The organism is Modestobacter lacusdianchii (assembly GCF_054177765.1).
This window is the reverse complement of record NZ_JBJJTJ010000019.1, coordinates 21261-36754: the sequence shown is the minus strand read 5'-3', so window position 1 is coordinate 36754 and position 15494 is coordinate 21261. Positions and strand designations below refer to the sequence as shown.

General features: G+C 75.0%; 15 protein-coding genes. 3 read left to right on the top strand and 12 right to left on the bottom strand.

Annotated elements, in window-relative coordinates; translation table 11 throughout:
* The first annotated feature begins 20 nt into the window (after positions 1–20).
* Positions 21–971 (top strand): UDP-glucose 4-epimerase GalE, encoded by a 951-nt coding sequence (gene galE, locus ACJTNH_RS14230; RefSeq protein ID WP_458176720.1) that lies wholly within the window; start codon positions 21–23, stop codon positions 969–971.
* 26 nt (positions 972–997) lie between these two features.
* Here galE and ACJTNH_RS14225 read toward each other — a convergent pair whose 3' ends face one another.
* On the bottom strand, positions 998–2332 hold the full coding sequence (locus tag ACJTNH_RS14225; RefSeq protein ID WP_458176718.1) for a hemolysin family protein: 1335 nt from the start codon (positions 2330–2332) through the stop codon (positions 998–1000).
* Between the two features lie 200 nt (positions 2333–2532).
* On the opposite strand from ACJTNH_RS14225, the gene ACJTNH_RS14220 reads away from it, so the two are divergent.
* The gene (locus tag ACJTNH_RS14220) at positions 2533–3357 is read left to right on the top strand and encodes a CAP domain-containing protein (RefSeq protein WP_458176716.1); all 825 of its coding nucleotides are present in this window, start codon (positions 2533–2535) and stop codon (positions 3355–3357) included.
* A gap of 104 nt (positions 3358–3461) precedes the next feature.
* On the opposite strand, the gene ACJTNH_RS14215 is transcribed toward ACJTNH_RS14220, so the two are convergent.
* The 5 genes from ACJTNH_RS14215 to ACJTNH_RS14195 form a co-directional block, all read right to left on the bottom strand.
* Positions 3462–4343: a DUF559 domain-containing protein gene (locus ACJTNH_RS14215; protein WP_458176714.1), complete on the bottom strand. Its 882-nt coding sequence runs from the start codon at positions 4341–4343 to the stop codon at positions 3462–3464.
* A 233-nt stretch (positions 4344–4576) separates the two neighbouring features.
* Complete coding sequence (locus ACJTNH_RS14210) at positions 4577–5791, bottom strand: NADP-dependent isocitrate dehydrogenase (RefSeq protein ID WP_458176712.1); 1215 nt, start codon at positions 5789–5791, stop codon at positions 4577–4579.
* Between the two features lie 83 nt (positions 5792–5874).
* Positions 5875–6828 carry a malate dehydrogenase gene (gene mdh / locus ACJTNH_RS14205; protein ID WP_458176710.1) on the bottom strand — a complete coding sequence of 318 codons (954 nt, stop codon included), beginning with the start codon at positions 6826–6828 and terminating at the stop codon, positions 5875–5877.
* Positions 6829–6888: 60 nt separating this feature from the next.
* Positions 6889–7215, bottom strand: coding sequence for a DUF3017 domain-containing protein (locus ACJTNH_RS14200; RefSeq protein WP_458176708.1), 327 nt, complete (start codon positions 7213–7215; stop codon positions 6889–6891).
* Complete coding sequence (locus ACJTNH_RS14195) at positions 7212–8081, bottom strand: bifunctional methylenetetrahydrofolate dehydrogenase/methenyltetrahydrofolate cyclohydrolase (RefSeq protein WP_458176706.1); 870 nt, start codon at positions 8079–8081, stop codon at positions 7212–7214. The genes ACJTNH_RS14200 and ACJTNH_RS14195 overlap by 4 nt, the downstream gene beginning before the upstream one ends.
* Before the next feature lie 96 nt (positions 8082–8177).
* Here ACJTNH_RS14195 and ACJTNH_RS14190 point away from each other — a divergent pair, with 96 nt between their 5' ends.
* Complete coding sequence (locus ACJTNH_RS14190; RefSeq protein WP_458176704.1) at positions 8178–8915, top strand: hypothetical protein; 738 nt, start codon at positions 8178–8180, stop codon at positions 8913–8915.
* An 83-nt stretch (positions 8916–8998) separates the two neighbouring features.
* Here the strand turns inward: ACJTNH_RS14190 and purH are convergent, their stop codons facing one another.
* The 6 genes from purH to sucD all read right to left on the bottom strand — a co-directional run bounded on the left by purH (position 8999) and on the right by sucD (position 15492).
* Positions 8999–10549 carry a bifunctional phosphoribosylaminoimidazolecarboxamide formyltransferase/IMP cyclohydrolase gene (gene purH, locus ACJTNH_RS14185; protein ID WP_458176702.1) on the bottom strand — a complete coding sequence of 517 codons (1551 nt, stop codon included), beginning with the start codon at positions 10547–10549 and terminating at the stop codon, positions 8999–9001.
* Entirely contained in the window at positions 10546–11205 is a 660-nt protein-coding gene (purN, locus tag ACJTNH_RS14180; RefSeq protein ID WP_458176700.1) for a phosphoribosylglycinamide formyltransferase, read from the bottom strand. Before purN ends, purH begins: the two co-directional genes overlap by 4 nt.
* A gap of 107 nt (positions 11206–11312) precedes the next feature.
* Positions 11313–12506, bottom strand: a complete 1194-nt coding sequence (locus ACJTNH_RS14175) for a cell division protein PerM (RefSeq protein WP_458176698.1) — start codon at positions 12504–12506, stop codon at positions 11313–11315.
* Positions 12507–12567: 61 nt separating this feature from the next.
* Positions 12568–13209 (bottom strand): hypothetical protein, encoded by a 642-nt coding sequence (locus tag ACJTNH_RS14170; RefSeq protein WP_458176696.1) that lies wholly within the window; start codon positions 13207–13209, stop codon positions 12568–12570.
* 94 nt (positions 13210–13303) lie between these two features.
* A complete protein-coding gene (locus tag ACJTNH_RS14165) occupies positions 13304–14014 on the bottom strand; it encodes a hypothetical protein (protein ID WP_458176694.1) in 711 nt (236 codons plus the stop codon).
* A 599-nt stretch (positions 14015–14613) separates the two neighbouring features.
* On the bottom strand, positions 14614–15492 hold the full coding sequence (gene sucD / locus ACJTNH_RS14160) for a succinate--CoA ligase subunit alpha (protein ID WP_458176692.1): 879 nt from the start codon (positions 15490–15492) through the stop codon (positions 14614–14616).
* Positions 15493–15494 lie beyond the last annotated feature (2 nt).

Here is a 15494-nt window from a genome sequence, read left to right as displayed (position 1 = left end):
GTGCTGGCTAGGCTCGCACCATGCGCGTTCTCGTCACCGGCGGCGCCGGGTACATCGGCAGCGTAGTCACCGCGGCCCTGCTGGAAGCCGGTCACGAGGTGACCGTGCTCGACGACCTGTCCACCGGCCACGAGGACGCCGTCCCGGCCGGTGCCCGCTTCGTCCGGGCCTCGCTGCACGACTCGGCGCCGGTGCTCGCCGACGTCCGGCCCGAGGCGGTGCTGCACTTCGCGGCCAAGAGCCTGGTCGCGCAGAGCCAGGCCGAGCCCGAGCTGTACTGGCACAACAACGTCGGCGGGTCGCTGGCGCTGCTCGAGGCGATGCGGGCCGCCGACTGCCGGCGGATCGTCTTCTCCTCCACCGCCGCGACCTACGGCGAGCCCGACGAGGTGCCGATCCCGGAGACCGCGCCCACCCGGCCGACCAACACCTACGGCGCCAGCAAGCTCGCCGTCGACGCGATGCTGACCTCCTACGCGGTGGCCCACGACTTCGCCGCGGTGAGCCTGCGCTACTTCAACGTCGGCGGCGCGGCCTACGGCGTCGGCGAGCGGCACGCCACCGAGACCCACCTCATCCCGATCGCCCTGCAGGTGGCCGCCGGCACCCGCGAGTCGCTCACCGTCTACGGTTCGGACTACCCGACCCCCGACGGCACCTGCATCCGTGACTACGTGCACGTCAAGGACCTCGCGGCGGCGCACCTGCTGGCGCTGCCGGCCCCCGCACCGGGCGAGCACCGGGTCTACAACCTCGGCAGCGGCACCGGTTTCTCGGTGCAGGAGATGGTCGACGCCGTCCGCACGGTCACCGGCCACCCGCTGCCGGTCGTCGTGGGCGACCGCCGCCCGGGCGACCCGGCCCGGCTGGTGGCCAGCTCCGCCCGGATCCAGGCCGACCTCGGCTGGGCGCCGGAGCACACCGACCTGACCGAGATCGTCGCCGACGCCTGGGCGTTCGTGCAGCGCTGAGAGAGGTGTCGTCGCCGGCGGCGCGCCTAGCGGGCCTCGGCGTCGGCCGGGGCCTCGCTGTCGGCGTCCTCCGGCAGCGGGGCGGCGCTGACCGAGATCCGGGCGATCCGGCGTCCGTCGAGCTCGAGCACGGTCAGCGTCCGGCCCTCCACGGTCACCGTGTCACCGACCACCGGCAGCCGGCCCAGGTCGGCCAGCAGGTAGCCGGCGACCGTCTCGTAGGGGCCCTCGGGCAGCTTCAGCCCGGTGGCCTCGGCGAAGTCGTCCAGGTTGAGCAGGCCGTCGACCTCGTGCGGGCCCTCGGCGGGCTCGTCGGACTCGGCGGTGACGTCCTCGTCGTACTCGTCGTAGATGTCCCCGATGACCTCCTCGATGAGGTCCTCCAGGGTGACGATCCCGTCGGTGCCGCCGTACTCGTCGACGACCAGCGCGAAGTGCCGGTTCTCCTTGCGCATCTGCGACAGCGCGGTGAGCACCCCCGCGGTCCCGGGCAGCTGCTTGACCTCGCGGGCGAGGTCGCCGACGGTGGCCGCGCGACCGGCCGGGTGGTTGGGCAGGAAGAGGTCGCGCACGTGCACGAAGCCGACGACGTCGTCCTCGTTGCGACCCACGACCGGGTAGCGCGACCAGTTCGACTCCGCCACCTGCTTGGCCGCGCGGCTGGCGGTCATGCTCGCCTCGAGGAAGTGCACCTCGGTGCGCGGCGTCATCACCTCGCGCACCTCGCGGTCACCGGCGCGGAAGACCTCGTCGATCAGCCGGCGCTCGTCGCTGGACAGCGACTCGTGCGCCGCCACGAGGTCGCGCAGCTCCTCCTGGCTGATCGACTCACCGCTGACCTTCGGGTCACCGCCCAGCACGCGTACGAGCAGGTCGGTGGAGCGGGACAGCAGCCAGATGATCGGGCGGAACAGCTTGGCGATCGCGTTCAGCGGTGCGGCGACCACCAGCGCGAAGCCCTCGGCCCGCTGCAGCGCCAGCCGCTTGGGGGTCAGCTCACCGACGACCAGTGACAGGTAGCTGATCGCGATGGTGACGGCGACGAAGGACAGCGGGTCGGCCAGGCTGCGCGAGAGGCCCAGCCCCTCGACGCCCCAGTCGGCCAGCGGCGCGGAGAGCGTGCTGGCACCGAACGCCGCGGAGAAGAACCCGGCGAGGGTCACCCCGACCTGGACGGCGGCGAGGAACTGGTTGGGGTTGCTGACCAGCTTGTTGAGGGCCTGTCCCCGCCGTCCGGTCTCGGCGAGCGCCCGCACCTGGGACTCGCGGAGGGAGACCAGCGCGATCTCGGCGCCGGCGAAGGCCCCGCCGATCAGCACGAAGGCGAAGACCATGACGATGTTGAGCCATACGTCGCTCACGAGCGGCGTGCTCCTCCAGACGTGGTTCGCGACGGGGCTGCCGCGTGACCCACCACGGTAGTGGCTGCGCCGGTGCGCGGATCTCTGTGCACCGAACCGCACCCCTCGCGTGGGTGTTCCCCGCGAGGCCACCGCTCACCCTCGGTACGCGGCTACTCTCGCTGAGGCAACGACCCGTGACCTGCCCCGAGGACGACGCCGTGCCGCACCGCCCGACCCCGCCGCCCGCCGCCCGGGAACGGCGCGACCGACCGCTGTGGGCCCCCTTGCTGCTCGCCGTCGTCGTCGCCGCGGTCGCCCTGACCGCCGCGCTCAGCGGCGGCACGCTGCCCGGGCTCGCCGACGCGGCGAGCACCACCGAGGTCGCCCCGCGCACCGACGCGACCCCACCCGCCACCGAACCCGCCTCCTCCGGGACGCCGTCCGGTTCGGCACCGGTCGCGAGCAGCCCGGCCGCCGCGCCGGTGGAGACCACGACCGCCGTCCCCTCGCCGGTGAGCACGCCCGCTCCGCCCCCGGAGCCCGAGCCGGCCCCGGCTCCGCCGTCGGTGGTCGCACCGGCACCCCGCGCCCCCGCGTCGTCCGTCGTCCCGGCCCCGCCCCCGCTGCCCGCCCCGCCGCCGCCCGCTGCGGCGGCCGCACCGGCGGCGCCCGGCCCCGAGGGCCAGGTGCTCGCGCTGGTGAACACCGAGCGGGCCGCCGCCGGCTGCGCGCCGGTCAGCGCCGACGCCGGCCTGGCAGCGGTGGCCCGGGCGCACAGCGCCGACATGCGCGACCGCGACTTCTTCGACCACGTCAACCCCGACGGCGTCGACCCGTTCGCCCGCGCCGAGGCGGCCGGGGTCGGGTACGCGCGGGCGGAGAACATCGCCGCCGGCCAGCCGGACGCCGCCGCGGTGATGGCCGACTGGATGGCCAGCCCGGGCCACCGCAAGAACATCCTGAACTGCGAGCTGCGCACCCTGGGCGTCGGCGTCGCCACCGGCTCCGGCGGCCCCTGGTGGACCCAGCTCTTCGGCAGCTGACGCCGCCCGCCGGCCGAGATCACCTCCGCAGCGGCTACCGCCGTCGACCACCTCGGCTGCACCGGGGTCTCCCCCGCCCTGACACCCCGGCGGACCCGAGGTGATCAACGTCGAAGGGCGGCCGCGACACCAGCCAGCACCTGCTCGGGGCGACGCATCTCCTCCCTGGTCACGAAGTGCACCCGCCACCCCGCCGCGGCCAGCCGGTTCAGCCGGATCCGGTCCTTGGCGAACTGCTGTGGGTCGCCGTGCCAGGCCCCGTCGTACTCGACGGCCAGCCGCCGGTCCGGCCAGGCGAAGTCGACCCTGGCGACGAACCGGGAGCCGGCCCGGACCTCGAACTGGGCGACCGGCAGCGGCAGCCCGGACCGGTGCAGCAGCAGTCGCAGCCGCGTCTCCGGCGGGGACTCGGCCAGACCGTCGGCCAGACCAGCCGTGCGCCTGGCAGCCGCGCTCCCCCGGCACCGCGGGAGCCCGGCCACCGCCGTCCGCACCTCGTCCAACTGCACGACCCGGGCGGCGACCAACCGGTCCAGCAGCACCACCGACTCGTCTCCGTCGTCCCGGCGGATGAGGTCGACGGCCGTGCGCACCCGGTCGGTCCACCGCAGCCACGGCCCGGCCCGCACGACGTCGCCGGTCAGTGGCGCGCTCCGTACCCCCACACCCGGCCCTGGCGTCCAACGCGCGCCCGGTGGGACGACCACCTCGACGGGGTCGTCGGGGGACGCCAGGTCATCGAGCCCCCAGAGGACGGCTGCCGTCGTACCTCCCAGCGCAGCGGTGTCCGGCATCACCAGGCTGACCCCTCGTGCGAGGAGACGGTGGTCCACCGGCAGTTCCGCGTCGGCGTAGACGTCCCGGCGCAACCGCCTCCACGCCTGGCTGCGCAGCTGGTCCTCGGTGAGCACCCCAGCGGTCACCGCCCAGGTGCCCCGGAAGACCCGGCCGCGCAGCTGCGGCGGTCGGGTCGGCTGCACGGGCACCGGCGCAGCCTGCCCGAGAGACCGTCCCGGCCGCTGGCGTCGTCCACAGGCGTTGATCACCTCGGCCCCACCGGGGTCTGGCCCGATCTGATGCCCCGGCTGACCCGAGGTGATCACCACGAGGACGCAGAACGGCCCCCTCGCCCGACGGGCGAGGGGGCCGTTCCCACGACAGCTGTCGTCAGGCCGTTGCTACGACAGTTGTCGTCAGGCCATTGCTACGACAGCTGTCGTCAGGCCATGGCCTTCTGGAGGTTGCTGTCGATGGCGGCGAGGAAGTCCTGGGTGGTCAGCCAGGGGGCGTCCTTGCTGATCAGCAGGGCGAGGTCCTTGGTCATCTGACCGCCCTCGACGGTCTCGATGCAGACCCGCTCCAGGGTCTCGGCGAACCGGGTGACCTCGGGGGTGTTGTCCAGCTTGCCGCGGTGGGCCAGGCCCCGGGTCCAGGCGAAGATCGACGCGATCGGGTTGGTCGAGGTCTCCTTGCCCTGCTGGTGCTGGCGGTAGTGCCGGGTGACCGTGCCGTGCGCGGCCTCGGCCTCGACGGTCTTGCCGTCCGGGGTGGCCAGCACGGAGGTCATCAGGCCGAGCGAGCCGAAGCCCTGGGCCACGGTGTCGGACTGCACGTCACCGTCGTAGTTCTTGCACGCCCAGACGTAGCCGCCCTCCCACTTGAGGTTGGCCGCGACCATGTCGTCGATCAGACGGTGCTCGTAGGTGATGCCGGCGGCGTCGAACTGCTCCTTGAACTCCGCGTCGAACACCTCCTGGAAGATGTCCTTGAACCGGCCGTCGTAGGCCTTGAGGATCGTGTTCTTCGTCGAGAGGTAGACCGGGTAGTTGCGGGCCAGCCCGTAGTTCAGCGAGGCCCGGGCGAAGTCCCGGATCGAGTCGTCGAGGTTGTACATCGACAGCGAGACACCGGCGCCGGGGGCCTGGAAGACCTCGCGCTCGATCGGCTCGGAGCCGTCCTCGGGGGTGAAGACGACCTTCAGCGTGCCCGCCGAGGGGAACTTGAAGTCGGTGGCGCGGTACTGGTCGCCGTAGGCGTGACGGCCGACGATGATCGGCTTGGTCCAGCCCGGCACCAGCCGCGGGACGTTCTGCATGATGATCGGCTCGCGGAAGATGACGCCGCCGAGGATGTTGCGGATCGTCCCGTTCGGGGAGCGCCACATCTGCTTGAGGCCGAACTCCTCGACCCGCGCCTCGTCCGGGGTGATGGTGGCGCACTTGACGCCCACACCGTGCTCCTTGATGGCGTTCGCGGCGTCGATGGTGACCTGGTCGTCGGTCGCGTCGCGGTTCTCCATGCCGAGGTCGTAGTACTCGAGGTCGACGTCGAGGTACGGGAGGATCAGCTGGTCCTTGATGAACTGCCAGATGATCCGGGTCATCTCGTCGCCGTCGAGCTCGACGACCTTGCCCTCGACCTTGATCTTGCTCACGTGGTTCTCCTTTTCGCGTTCGTGGCCCCGCTGCAGGGCCCCGCCGCGAGCGTGCGCGCAGCGGGGGGCAGCGGGGTCCTTCCTCAGAGGTCGGCTACATCGGCCTGCTTGGCCCGGACCGCTTCCGCGGCCTCGCGCAGGCCGGCCAGCTCACTGTCGGAGAGGTCGCCCTCGACGACCCTCCGCACACCTTCCCGGCCGATCTCGGCCTCGACCCCCAGGTAGACCCCGGAGATCCCGTACTCGCCGTCCACCCAGGCGCACACCGGCATGACGGCGCCGCTGTCGGAGATGACCGCGCGGGCCATCCGGGCGGCGGCCGCGGACGGCGCGTAGTAGGCCGACCCGGTCTTCAGCAGCGCCACGACCTCGGCCCCGCCGTTGCGGGTGCGGTCGACCAGGTGCGCGATCCGGTCGGCGGGCAGCACGTCGGACAGCGGCCGGCCGTCGACGGTGCACCGCGAGGGGACGGGGACCATCGTGTCGCCGTGCGACCCCAGGGTCAGCGTGCGCACCGAGGAGACCGGGACGCCCAGCTCGGTGGCGACGTTGTCGGTGAAGCGCGCGGTGTCCAGCATCCCGGCCTGGCCCATCACCCGGGCCTTCGGGAAGCCGGTGGCCAGCTGCGCCAGCGCGGTCATCTCGTCCAGCGGGTTGGACACCACGATGACGACGGCGTCCGGTGAGGTCTGCGCGATGTTCTCGGCGACCTGGCGGACGATGCCGGCGTTGGTCTCGATCAGGTCCATCCGGCTCATGCCCGGCTTGCGCGGCAGGCCGGCGGTGATGACGACGACGTCGGAGCCCTCGGTGCCCGCGTAGGAGCCGCCCCCGACCCCGACCACCCGGGTCTCGAAGCCCTCGATGGCCCGGGACTGGTTGATGTCCAGCGCCAGCCCCTCGGGCCTGCCCTCGACGATGTCGGTGAGCACGACCGTCTCGAACAGGTCGTACTCCGCCAGGCGCAACGCGGTGGTCGAGCCGTAGAAGCCGGCACCGACCACGGTCACCTTGCCGTTCCGGGCCCGCTCTGCCATGCCCGCCAACCTAGCCCCGAGCGGCCCCGGACGGCCATGCGGGGCCGCCGCCTCCTCCGATCAGGTGGGGGGTGTGGCCAGCGCGATGGCGACGACGGCCACCCCGACCGCACCGGTGAGGGTGACGTCGACGGCCCGGCTGCGCACAGCGAGGAAGCCGACCCGGCGCACCGGCAGCAGCAGCCGCAGCAGCGCGGCCAGCAGCAGCGCGAGCCCCATCACCACCAGCCCGGTGCGCCACTGGGCCGCGGCGACGAGCAGCAGGCCGACCCCGACCACGACGATGACCAGGAACAGCGGCCACTGCCGCAGGAAACCAGCCAGCAGCGGCCGGCGCAGGTACAGCGGCGGGCGCCCCGGCGCCGGACCGCCCGCGGGCCGGGTCACGCGGTGAGCACCTCGGCGCCGACCGCCTGCTCCGCCGCGAGGACGACGTTGGCCAGCAGCATGGCCCGGGTCATCGGCCCGACGCCCCCGGGGTTCGGCGCGACGAAGCCGGCCACCTCGCGGACGTCGGCGGCGACGTCACCGGCGATCTTCCCGTCGACCCGGCTGACGCCCACGTCCAGGACCGCCGCGCCGGGCTTGACCATGTCGGCGGTGATCAGGTCGGGCACGCCGGCCGCGGCGACCACGATGTCGGCGTTGCGGGTGTGCGCGGCCAGGTCGCGGGTGCCGGTGTGACACAGGGTCACGGTGGCGTTCTCGGTGCGGCGGGTGAGCAGCAGGCCCAGCGGCCGGCCGACGGTGACCCCCCGGCCGACGACCACGACCTCCGCACCGGCCAGCGGGACGTCGAAGCGGCGCAGCAGCTCCACGATCCCCACGGGGGTGCAGGGCAGCGCCCCGGGGACGCCGAGCACCAGCCGGCCGAGGTTGACCGGGTGCAGCCCGTCGGCGTCCTTGGCCGGGTCGATCCGCTCGAGCACCGCGCTCTCGTCGATCCCCCGCGGCAGCGGGAGCTGCACGATGTAGCCGGTGCACGCCGGGTCGGCGTTGAGCTCGTCGACGACGGCGATGACGTCGGCCAGGTCGGCCGTGGCCGGCAGCTCGCGCTCGATGCTGGCGATGCCCACCTGCGCGCAGTCCTTGTGCTTGGCCGACACGTACCAGCGGCTGCCCGGGTCGTCACCGACCAGCAGCGTGCCCAGGCCCGGGCGCCGTCCGGCCGCGGCCAGCGCGGCCACCCGTTCGGTGAGCTCGTCCCGGATCGCCGCCGCCGTCGCCTTGCCGTCCAGAGTCGTCGCCGTCACGGGCTGCAGTCTGCCCGACGCGGTGACCGGGCCCTAGGCTCGACCGCACGGACAGCGGCGTGCGGGCGGTGCACCCGCGCACGGAGGGAGCCCCCGATGAGCCAGCCCGAGGACCGGTCCGCGACGAACCCGGGGAACGCCCCGCACGGCAGCACCGCGGCCACCGGGCGCCCGTTCGCCGACCAGCCGACCGAGGTCGTGCACCGGCCGGAGCCGGAGGCCGACTGGCAGTCCCGGCAGGAGACGGTGGTCGTGGGTCCGCCGGTCGGAGCCGGCCCGGCTCCCGCGGCGCCGGCTCCCTGGCTCCTGGACGACGGTCCGGCGACCGGGCGGCACGCCGACCTGGACGACGACCGCGCCGCGACCGCCCCGGAGCACTGCGACGCCCCGGTCCGGGTGCGCCGTGCCGACGACCTGGCCGGGCTGCTGCTCCTGCTGGCGGGCATGACGGCGGGCGTGAGCCTGCTGGTGGTGTGGGTGAACGGCGGGGCCACCGGGCTCGAGCTGGTCCGCGACGGCTTCGACGACCTGGTCGACGACCCGCAGGGGCTCGTCGACCGGGACACCTGGCAGCCGCTGGCCGTCGTGCTCGGGGGCGCCGCGCTGTTCGTGCTCGGTCTGCTGGCGTTCGTGCCGGCGAAGACCCACCGGTTCCTCGGGGCCGTGGCCCTGCTGGTCAGCCTGGTGGTCGCCGCCGCGGTGCTGGTGCCGCTGGCCGACGCGAACTGGGACCTGGAGCGGTGGGCGGTCGGCGCCTGGTCCACCGCCGCGGTCGCCGTCCTGGGCTTCCTGGGCGCGCTCAAGGCGCTGATGACCGGCCCCCGCCACCGCTGACCCCCGGCCGCCCCCCGGCCCCCGGCCCTCGCTCAGGGGCCCGCCCCGAGCTCGCGAGGGGTGGGGGGAGCGGGGGTCCTTCATCAGTGCGCGAAGTGCCGGGTGCCGGTCAGGTAGAGGGTGACCCCGGCGGCCTCGGCGGCGGCCACGACCTCGGCGTCGCGCACCGAGCCACCCGGCTGGACGACGGCGCGCACGCCGGCGTCGAGCAGCACCTGCAGCCCGTCGGCGAAGGGGAAGAACGCGTCGGAGGCAGCGACCGACCCGGTCGCCCGCTCCCCCGCCCGGGCCACCGCGAGCCGCGCCGAGTCGACCCGGTTGACCTGGCCCATGCCGACCCCGACGGTGGCCTTGTCGCTGGCCAGCAGGATCGCGTTGCTCTTCACCGCGCGCACGGCCCGCCAGGCGAAGACCAGGTCGTCGAGCCCGGCGGCGTCCAGCGGCGAGCCGGTGGCCAGCGTCCAGCTGGTCGGGTCGTCGCCGGGGGCGTCGATCCGGTCGGCGGTCTGCAGCAGCAGGCCGCCGCTGATCGCGCGCAGCTCCACCGACAGCCGCGGCGCCTCGGGCATCCGCAGCAGCCGGATGTTCTTCTTCGCGGTGAGCACGCCGAGGGCGTCCTCGGTGAACGAGGGGGCGACGACGACCTCGGTGAACACCTCGGAGATCTGCTCGGCCAGGGTGAGGTCGACCTCGCGGTTGGCCGCGATCACCCCGCCGAAGGCCGAGACCGGGTCGCAGGCGTGCGCCTTGCGATGGGCGGCCGCGATGTCGGCGCCGACGGCGATGCCGCAGGGGTTGGCGTGCTTGATGATCGCCACGCACGGGTCGGTGTGGTCGTGCGCGGCCCGCCAGGCGGCGTCGGTGTCGACGTAGTTGTTGTAGGACATCTGCTTGCCGTGCAGCTGCTCGGCGTCGGCCAGACCGGACTGCCCGCTGCGGTAGAGGGCCGCGCCCTGGTGCGGGTTCTCCCCGTAGCGCAGGACATCGGTGCGCTCCCAGCTGCCGCCGACCCACTCGGGGAAGCCGCTCTCGTCGTCCGGGGACAGCACGTTGCCCATCCAGGAGGCGACGGCGACGTCGTAGGCGGCGGTGTGCCGGAACGCCTCGGCGGCCAGCTGCTGGCGCTGGGCGAGGGTGAAACCGCCGGCGGTGACCGCAGCGACGACCTCCTCGTAGCGGTTCGGGTCGACGACCACGGCGACCGAGGGGTGGTTCTTCGCCGCCGCGCGCACCATGGCCGGGCCGCCGATGTCGATCTGCTCGATGCACTCGTCGGGCGAGGCACCGGAGGCCACCGTGTCGCTGAACGGGTAGAGGTTGACCACGACCAGGTCGAAGGCGGCGATGCCCAGCTCGTCCAGCTGCGCCACGTGCTCGGGCTTGCGACGGTCGGCCAGGATGCCGGCGTGCACCCCGGGGTGCAGCGTCTTGACCCGGCCGTCCAGGCACTCGGGGAAACCGGTGACCTCCTCGACCGGCGTCACCGGCACCCCGGCGGCGGCGATCCGGGCGGCCGTGGCCCCGGTGCTCACCAGCTCCACCCCGGCCGCGGCCAGCCCGCGGGCCAGCTCCTCGACGCCGTTCTTGTCGTAGACCCCGAGCAGGGCACGGCGGACGGGGGCGCGGTCGCTCATCGGGTGGTCTCCTCGGTTCGTCCGCCGGTCGTCGGCAGGTCGGTGGGGGGCCGGCACACCAGGCCGGTCAGGGTCTGCACCAGGAGCTCGCGCTCCACGGTCTTGATCCGCTCGTGCAGGCGGGTCTCGTCGTCCCCGGGCAGCACCGGGACCTCGCGCTGGGCCAGCACCGGCCCGGTGTCGAGGCCGGCGTCCACCAGGTGCACGGTCGCGCCGGTCGTCGCCACCCCGGCGGCGAGGGCGTCACGGACGGCGTGGGCGCCGGGGAAGGCCGGCAGCAGCGCCGGGTGGGTGTTGACCACCCGGTCGGGGAACGCGCCGAGCACCGCGGGGCCGAGCAGCTTCATGAAGCCGGCGCAGACCACCCAGTCGGGCCGGTGGGCGACGAGCTCGGCGGCCAGCGCCTGGTCCCAGGCGGCGCGGTCGGGGTGGTCGCCCAGCGCTGCGACGAAGGTGGGCACGCCGTGGTCGCGGGCGTGGACGAGCCCGGCGGCGCCGGGCCGGTCGGAGCCGACGGCGACGACGTCGAAGGGCGCGTCCGCCCCGGCCGCGGCGGCCAGCAGGGCCGCGCAGAGACTGCCCGCGCCGGACAGCAGGACGACGACCCGGGACGGCACGGGACCGGACCGCGGGACGGCGGGTGCGTCGGCGGACACGGGTGTGACCCTAGCCGGGTGCACCCCGGCCCCCTGGTGGGTGCCCGGCCGGGGCGGGCCCGGCGGACGGCCCCCCTGCTCGCGGCGGACCGCCCCGCCGCACCTCCTCAGCCCCTGGCCCGCCAGCGGCTGACCGCCGCCGACAGCGCCGCGGCGATGCCCGCCTGGGCCGCGATCGCCAGACCCGTGGCCAGCGCGGGCGCGCCCACCTCGGCGAGTGCACCGTCGCCCAGCCGGCCGGCGGCCACCAGCACCCACAGGCCCGCCGACACCCCCACACCGACGCCGGCCACCACACCCCAGAGGGCAGCGGTGACCGTGCCGCCGTCCGCGTTCCCCAGCCGCCGGCCCAGCACCACCCCGGCCACCAGCCCGGCCAGCGCCGGCAGCGCCTGGGAGACGAACGCCAGGAGGGGGACCGCCTGGGTGTCGGGCAGTGCCGCCATCAGCGGGAGGGCCGGCACACTGCCCAGCGTCACCCCACCCACGGACACCAGGGTGCCCGCGCCGACCAGGAATCCCGGCCCGGCGGCCAGCCCCATCACCGCGGCGGTGGCGTTCGGCAGCAGCAGCAGGCTCAGGCCCACCTGGCCGGCCGCCCCAGCGCTGGCCCCGCCGAGCCCGGTGATCAGCCGGCTCACCCCGGCCACGTCGTCGACGAGGGCGACGGCGATCACCGCGGTGCAGCAGGCGGCGAGGGTCAGCGTCCCGGCGACGACGGCCTGGGCGAGCGCGGCGCCGGGCCCGGGGAACCGGTCGGCCACCTCGGCGCTCAGCCCGGAGTCGCGCAGCGCCCCCCAGCCGGCGGCCACCGACGCCAGCAGCAGCGACGAGACGAGGGTGCGCAGCAACCCGACGTCGGCGGACGGGGTGTCGACCAGCAGCGCCAGGGCCAGGGTGCTCGCGACGTGCACGCCGACGACGACGCCCAGCACGGGCGCGACCTCTGCCGCGGTGCGCAGCTCCCGGAGGGCCACCACCGAGCCCGCGGCACGACTCAGCCCCCACGCGATCACCAGGGTCAGCAGCAGGGGCGCCAGCCGCAACGGCCCGGAGGCCAGCTGCAGCTCCGCGCCCTGGGCGAGCAGCCACAGCTGACCGGCCAGCCGGGCGGAGGAGCCGACCGACATGCCCCCGTCGGGGTCCAGCGTCTGGACGACGACGAGGGCGAGCCCGAGCCCGAGCAGCCCCAGGACCGAGACGGCCAGCGCGGCCCCACCGGCCAACCAGCCGGCCGGGCGGCGCCGGGCGCTCGCCCCGGAGCCCCCCAGCGAGGGCAGGCGGGTCAGCAGCGAGGTCACCTCCCCACTCTCGCAAGCCCGGCGACCGGGCGTGCGGTGCACGCGCCGACGTGGTGCAGGGTCACTCCCGCGCCTCCACGGCCCACGGCCGGCCCAGCCCGGGGACGCCGTCGCGCTGACCCGGCGGCGCGACACCGTCGACGTCGGCCCCGTCGCGGACGCCCGCCGCTGCTGGCCCCTCGGCGCCGGCGCCCGGACGGGTCGCCGCTCCGGGACCTCCCTGACCAGCTCCCTCGTCCGGCGTGGCCGCCTCATCAGGGTCCCCGTCCGGGGCGGTCGCCGCGGCCGACCGCGGCGGCGCCAGCGGCCAGGCACGCACGGCGACCACCGCGGCCGTCAGCGCCGAGACGGTCGCGACCGCGGCGCCCAGCACGGCCAGCAGTCCGGCCGCGCTGACGCCCCGGTCGAAGGTGGTGAGCCACTCGGGCACGGTGAACAGCAGAGAGAGCACGGTCAGCCCCGCCGTGACGAGCGCCGCCGGGAAGGGCAGGCGCGGCACGGCGCGGTCGGGCAGCAGTGCCCAGACCGCCGCCAGCACCAGCGCGCCCGCCGCGACGACCAGCATCCCGGCGTCGAACCCGTTGACCGTGGTGGCGGCCCGGTCACCGGCCCCGCCGGTCGGCGTCCGGAACCACGGCAGGCCGGCCCCGAGCAGGAACAGCAGGGCCCCGGCAGGCACCACCACCCGGGGTCGGGACAGCACCCGCCGTCCGAGCCGTCCCGCCCGGGAGACCCGTCCGACCTGCCGCGGGGCGTCCCGGGCCGGCTCGGGGAGCGGGTGGACCGGCCGGCCGGGGTCAGCCCCGGTCATGCGGCTGCGGCCCGCCCGGCGCGCCGCCGTCCCGGTCCGGTGGCAGCCACGCGGTCGCACCGCCGGACGCCGGTGGGGCCGCGCCGGCGTCCGGCGGCGGGGCGGCGGTCCAGCCCTGCGCGCCGGGGAACGACCACGGTGACTGCTGCGGCGGCTGCCACCCCGCAGTCTGCGGCGGCTGCCAACCGGCGGTCTGCGGCGGCGCCCCGGCCCCCGCGGACCCCGGCCCCGGTCGACCGGCCCACGCGGCGGCCTGGCCCAGCTGACCGGTCAGCGCCGGGCGGTCGCGCAGCTCGGGCAGCAGGCCCAGCACGGCGAACGTGGCGGCGGTGGTCACGGCGAGGAGGGTGAGGAGCGCAGGCACGCTGAACCCGTCGGCGAAGGTGCGGAGCCAGGCGATCAGCGTCATGAGCAGGGCCAGCCCGGTCAGGCTGACGGTGACCACCCCCCGCGGGACCTGTGGCCGGAGATCGGCTCCCGCGGCGACGACGGTCCAGGCGGTGGCCAGCAGGAGCAGCAGGAACCCGAAGGTCATCGGTGAGACGTCGAACCCGTTGTAGGCGTAGAAGAACCCGTCGCTGTCCCAGTTCGGGACCATGAACACGAGGGTCAGCAGCGTCGCCGCGGCCACGGCGTGGTCGGCGATCCGGAGACGCCGGACGTCGAACCCGCCCGACGGTCGCGCGGGGCCGGCCACCGGTCCGTGACCAGGGCCGTAGGACGGCGGGGGGCCGTAGGACGGCTGCCCGTACGCCCACTGCCCGTGGGGCGCCCCGTAAGACGGCTGCCCGTGGGGTGCCCCGTACGGCGGCGGGCCGTACGGCGACCCGTGGGACGGCGGACCGTAGGGCTGCTGCCAGTGGGCCTGCCCGTGAGGGGGCTGACCGTAGGGGGTCTGGCCGTACGGCGGTTGCGCGTGGGGCTGCCCGACGGGGGCTGGACCCGACGGGTCGCCGTGCCCGGCCGGCTGCCAGGACGGCGGCTGGGCGGCCGGCCAGGGCTGCGCCTGCTCCGGCCGGCCCGGCCCGCCGGGCGGCCATGCCCCGGGCGCCGGCTGCCCAGCGGCCCGCGGGTCCTGCTCGGGGTGCCCCGACTGATCCGGACCACTCGCGGTCATCGCGTCGCCCTCCTCCTGCTCGTCCGCTCACCTCGCCGCCCCGGGCCCGGCGCGGGCCCACCGGGCGACCCGGTGCGTCCCCTCCAGCATGCCCGCCCAGACGCCGCTGCCCGGCACCTGGACAGGTACCGGGCAGCGGGCGGTCGTGCGCGTCGCGGTGAGGGCCGCGGGTCGGGGCGTCAGCCGCCGACGATCTCCCGCATGAGGCGGGCGGCCTCCGACGGGGTCTTGCCGACCCGGACGCCAGCGGCCTCGAGGGCCTCCTGCTTGGCGGCGGCGGTGCCGGCCGAGCCGGAGACGATGGCGCCGGCGTGGCCCATCGTCTTGCCCTCGGGGGCGGTGAAGCCGGCCACGTACCCGACGACGGGCTTGGTCACGTTGGCCTTGATGAAGTCCGCCGCGCGCTCCTCGGCGTCGCCACCGATCTCACCGATCATCACGATCGCCTCGGTCTCCGGGTCGTCCTGGAAGGCCTGGAGGCAGTCGATGTGCGTGGTGCCGATGACCGGGTCGCCACCGATGCCGACGGCGGTGGAGAAGCCGATGTCCCGGAGCTCGTACATCATCTGGTAGGTCAGCGTGCCCGACTTGCTGACCAGGCCGATCTTGCCGGCCTGGGTGATGTTGGCCGGGATGATGCCGGCGTTGGACCGCCCGGGGCTGATCAGGCCGGGGCAGTTCGGGCCGATGATCCGGGTGGAGCCGCCCTGGGCGTGCGCCCAGAAGTAGGTCGAGTCGTGCACCGGGATGCCCTCGGTGATGACCACGGCCATCCCGATCTGGGCGTCCACGGCCTCCAGGACGGCGCCCTTGGCGAACTTGGGCGGCACGAAGACGACGGTGACGTCGGCCCCGGTCTCCTTCATGGCGTCGGCGACGGAGCCGAAGACGGGCACGGAGGCGCCGTCGAAGTCCACGCTCTGGCCGGCCTTGCTGGGGTTGACGCCACCGACGACGGCGGTGCCGGAGGCGAGCATCCGCTGGGTGTGCTTGCGCCCCTCGGAGCCGGTCATGCCCTGGACGATGACCTTGCTGTTCTCGGTGAGGAAGATCGACATCT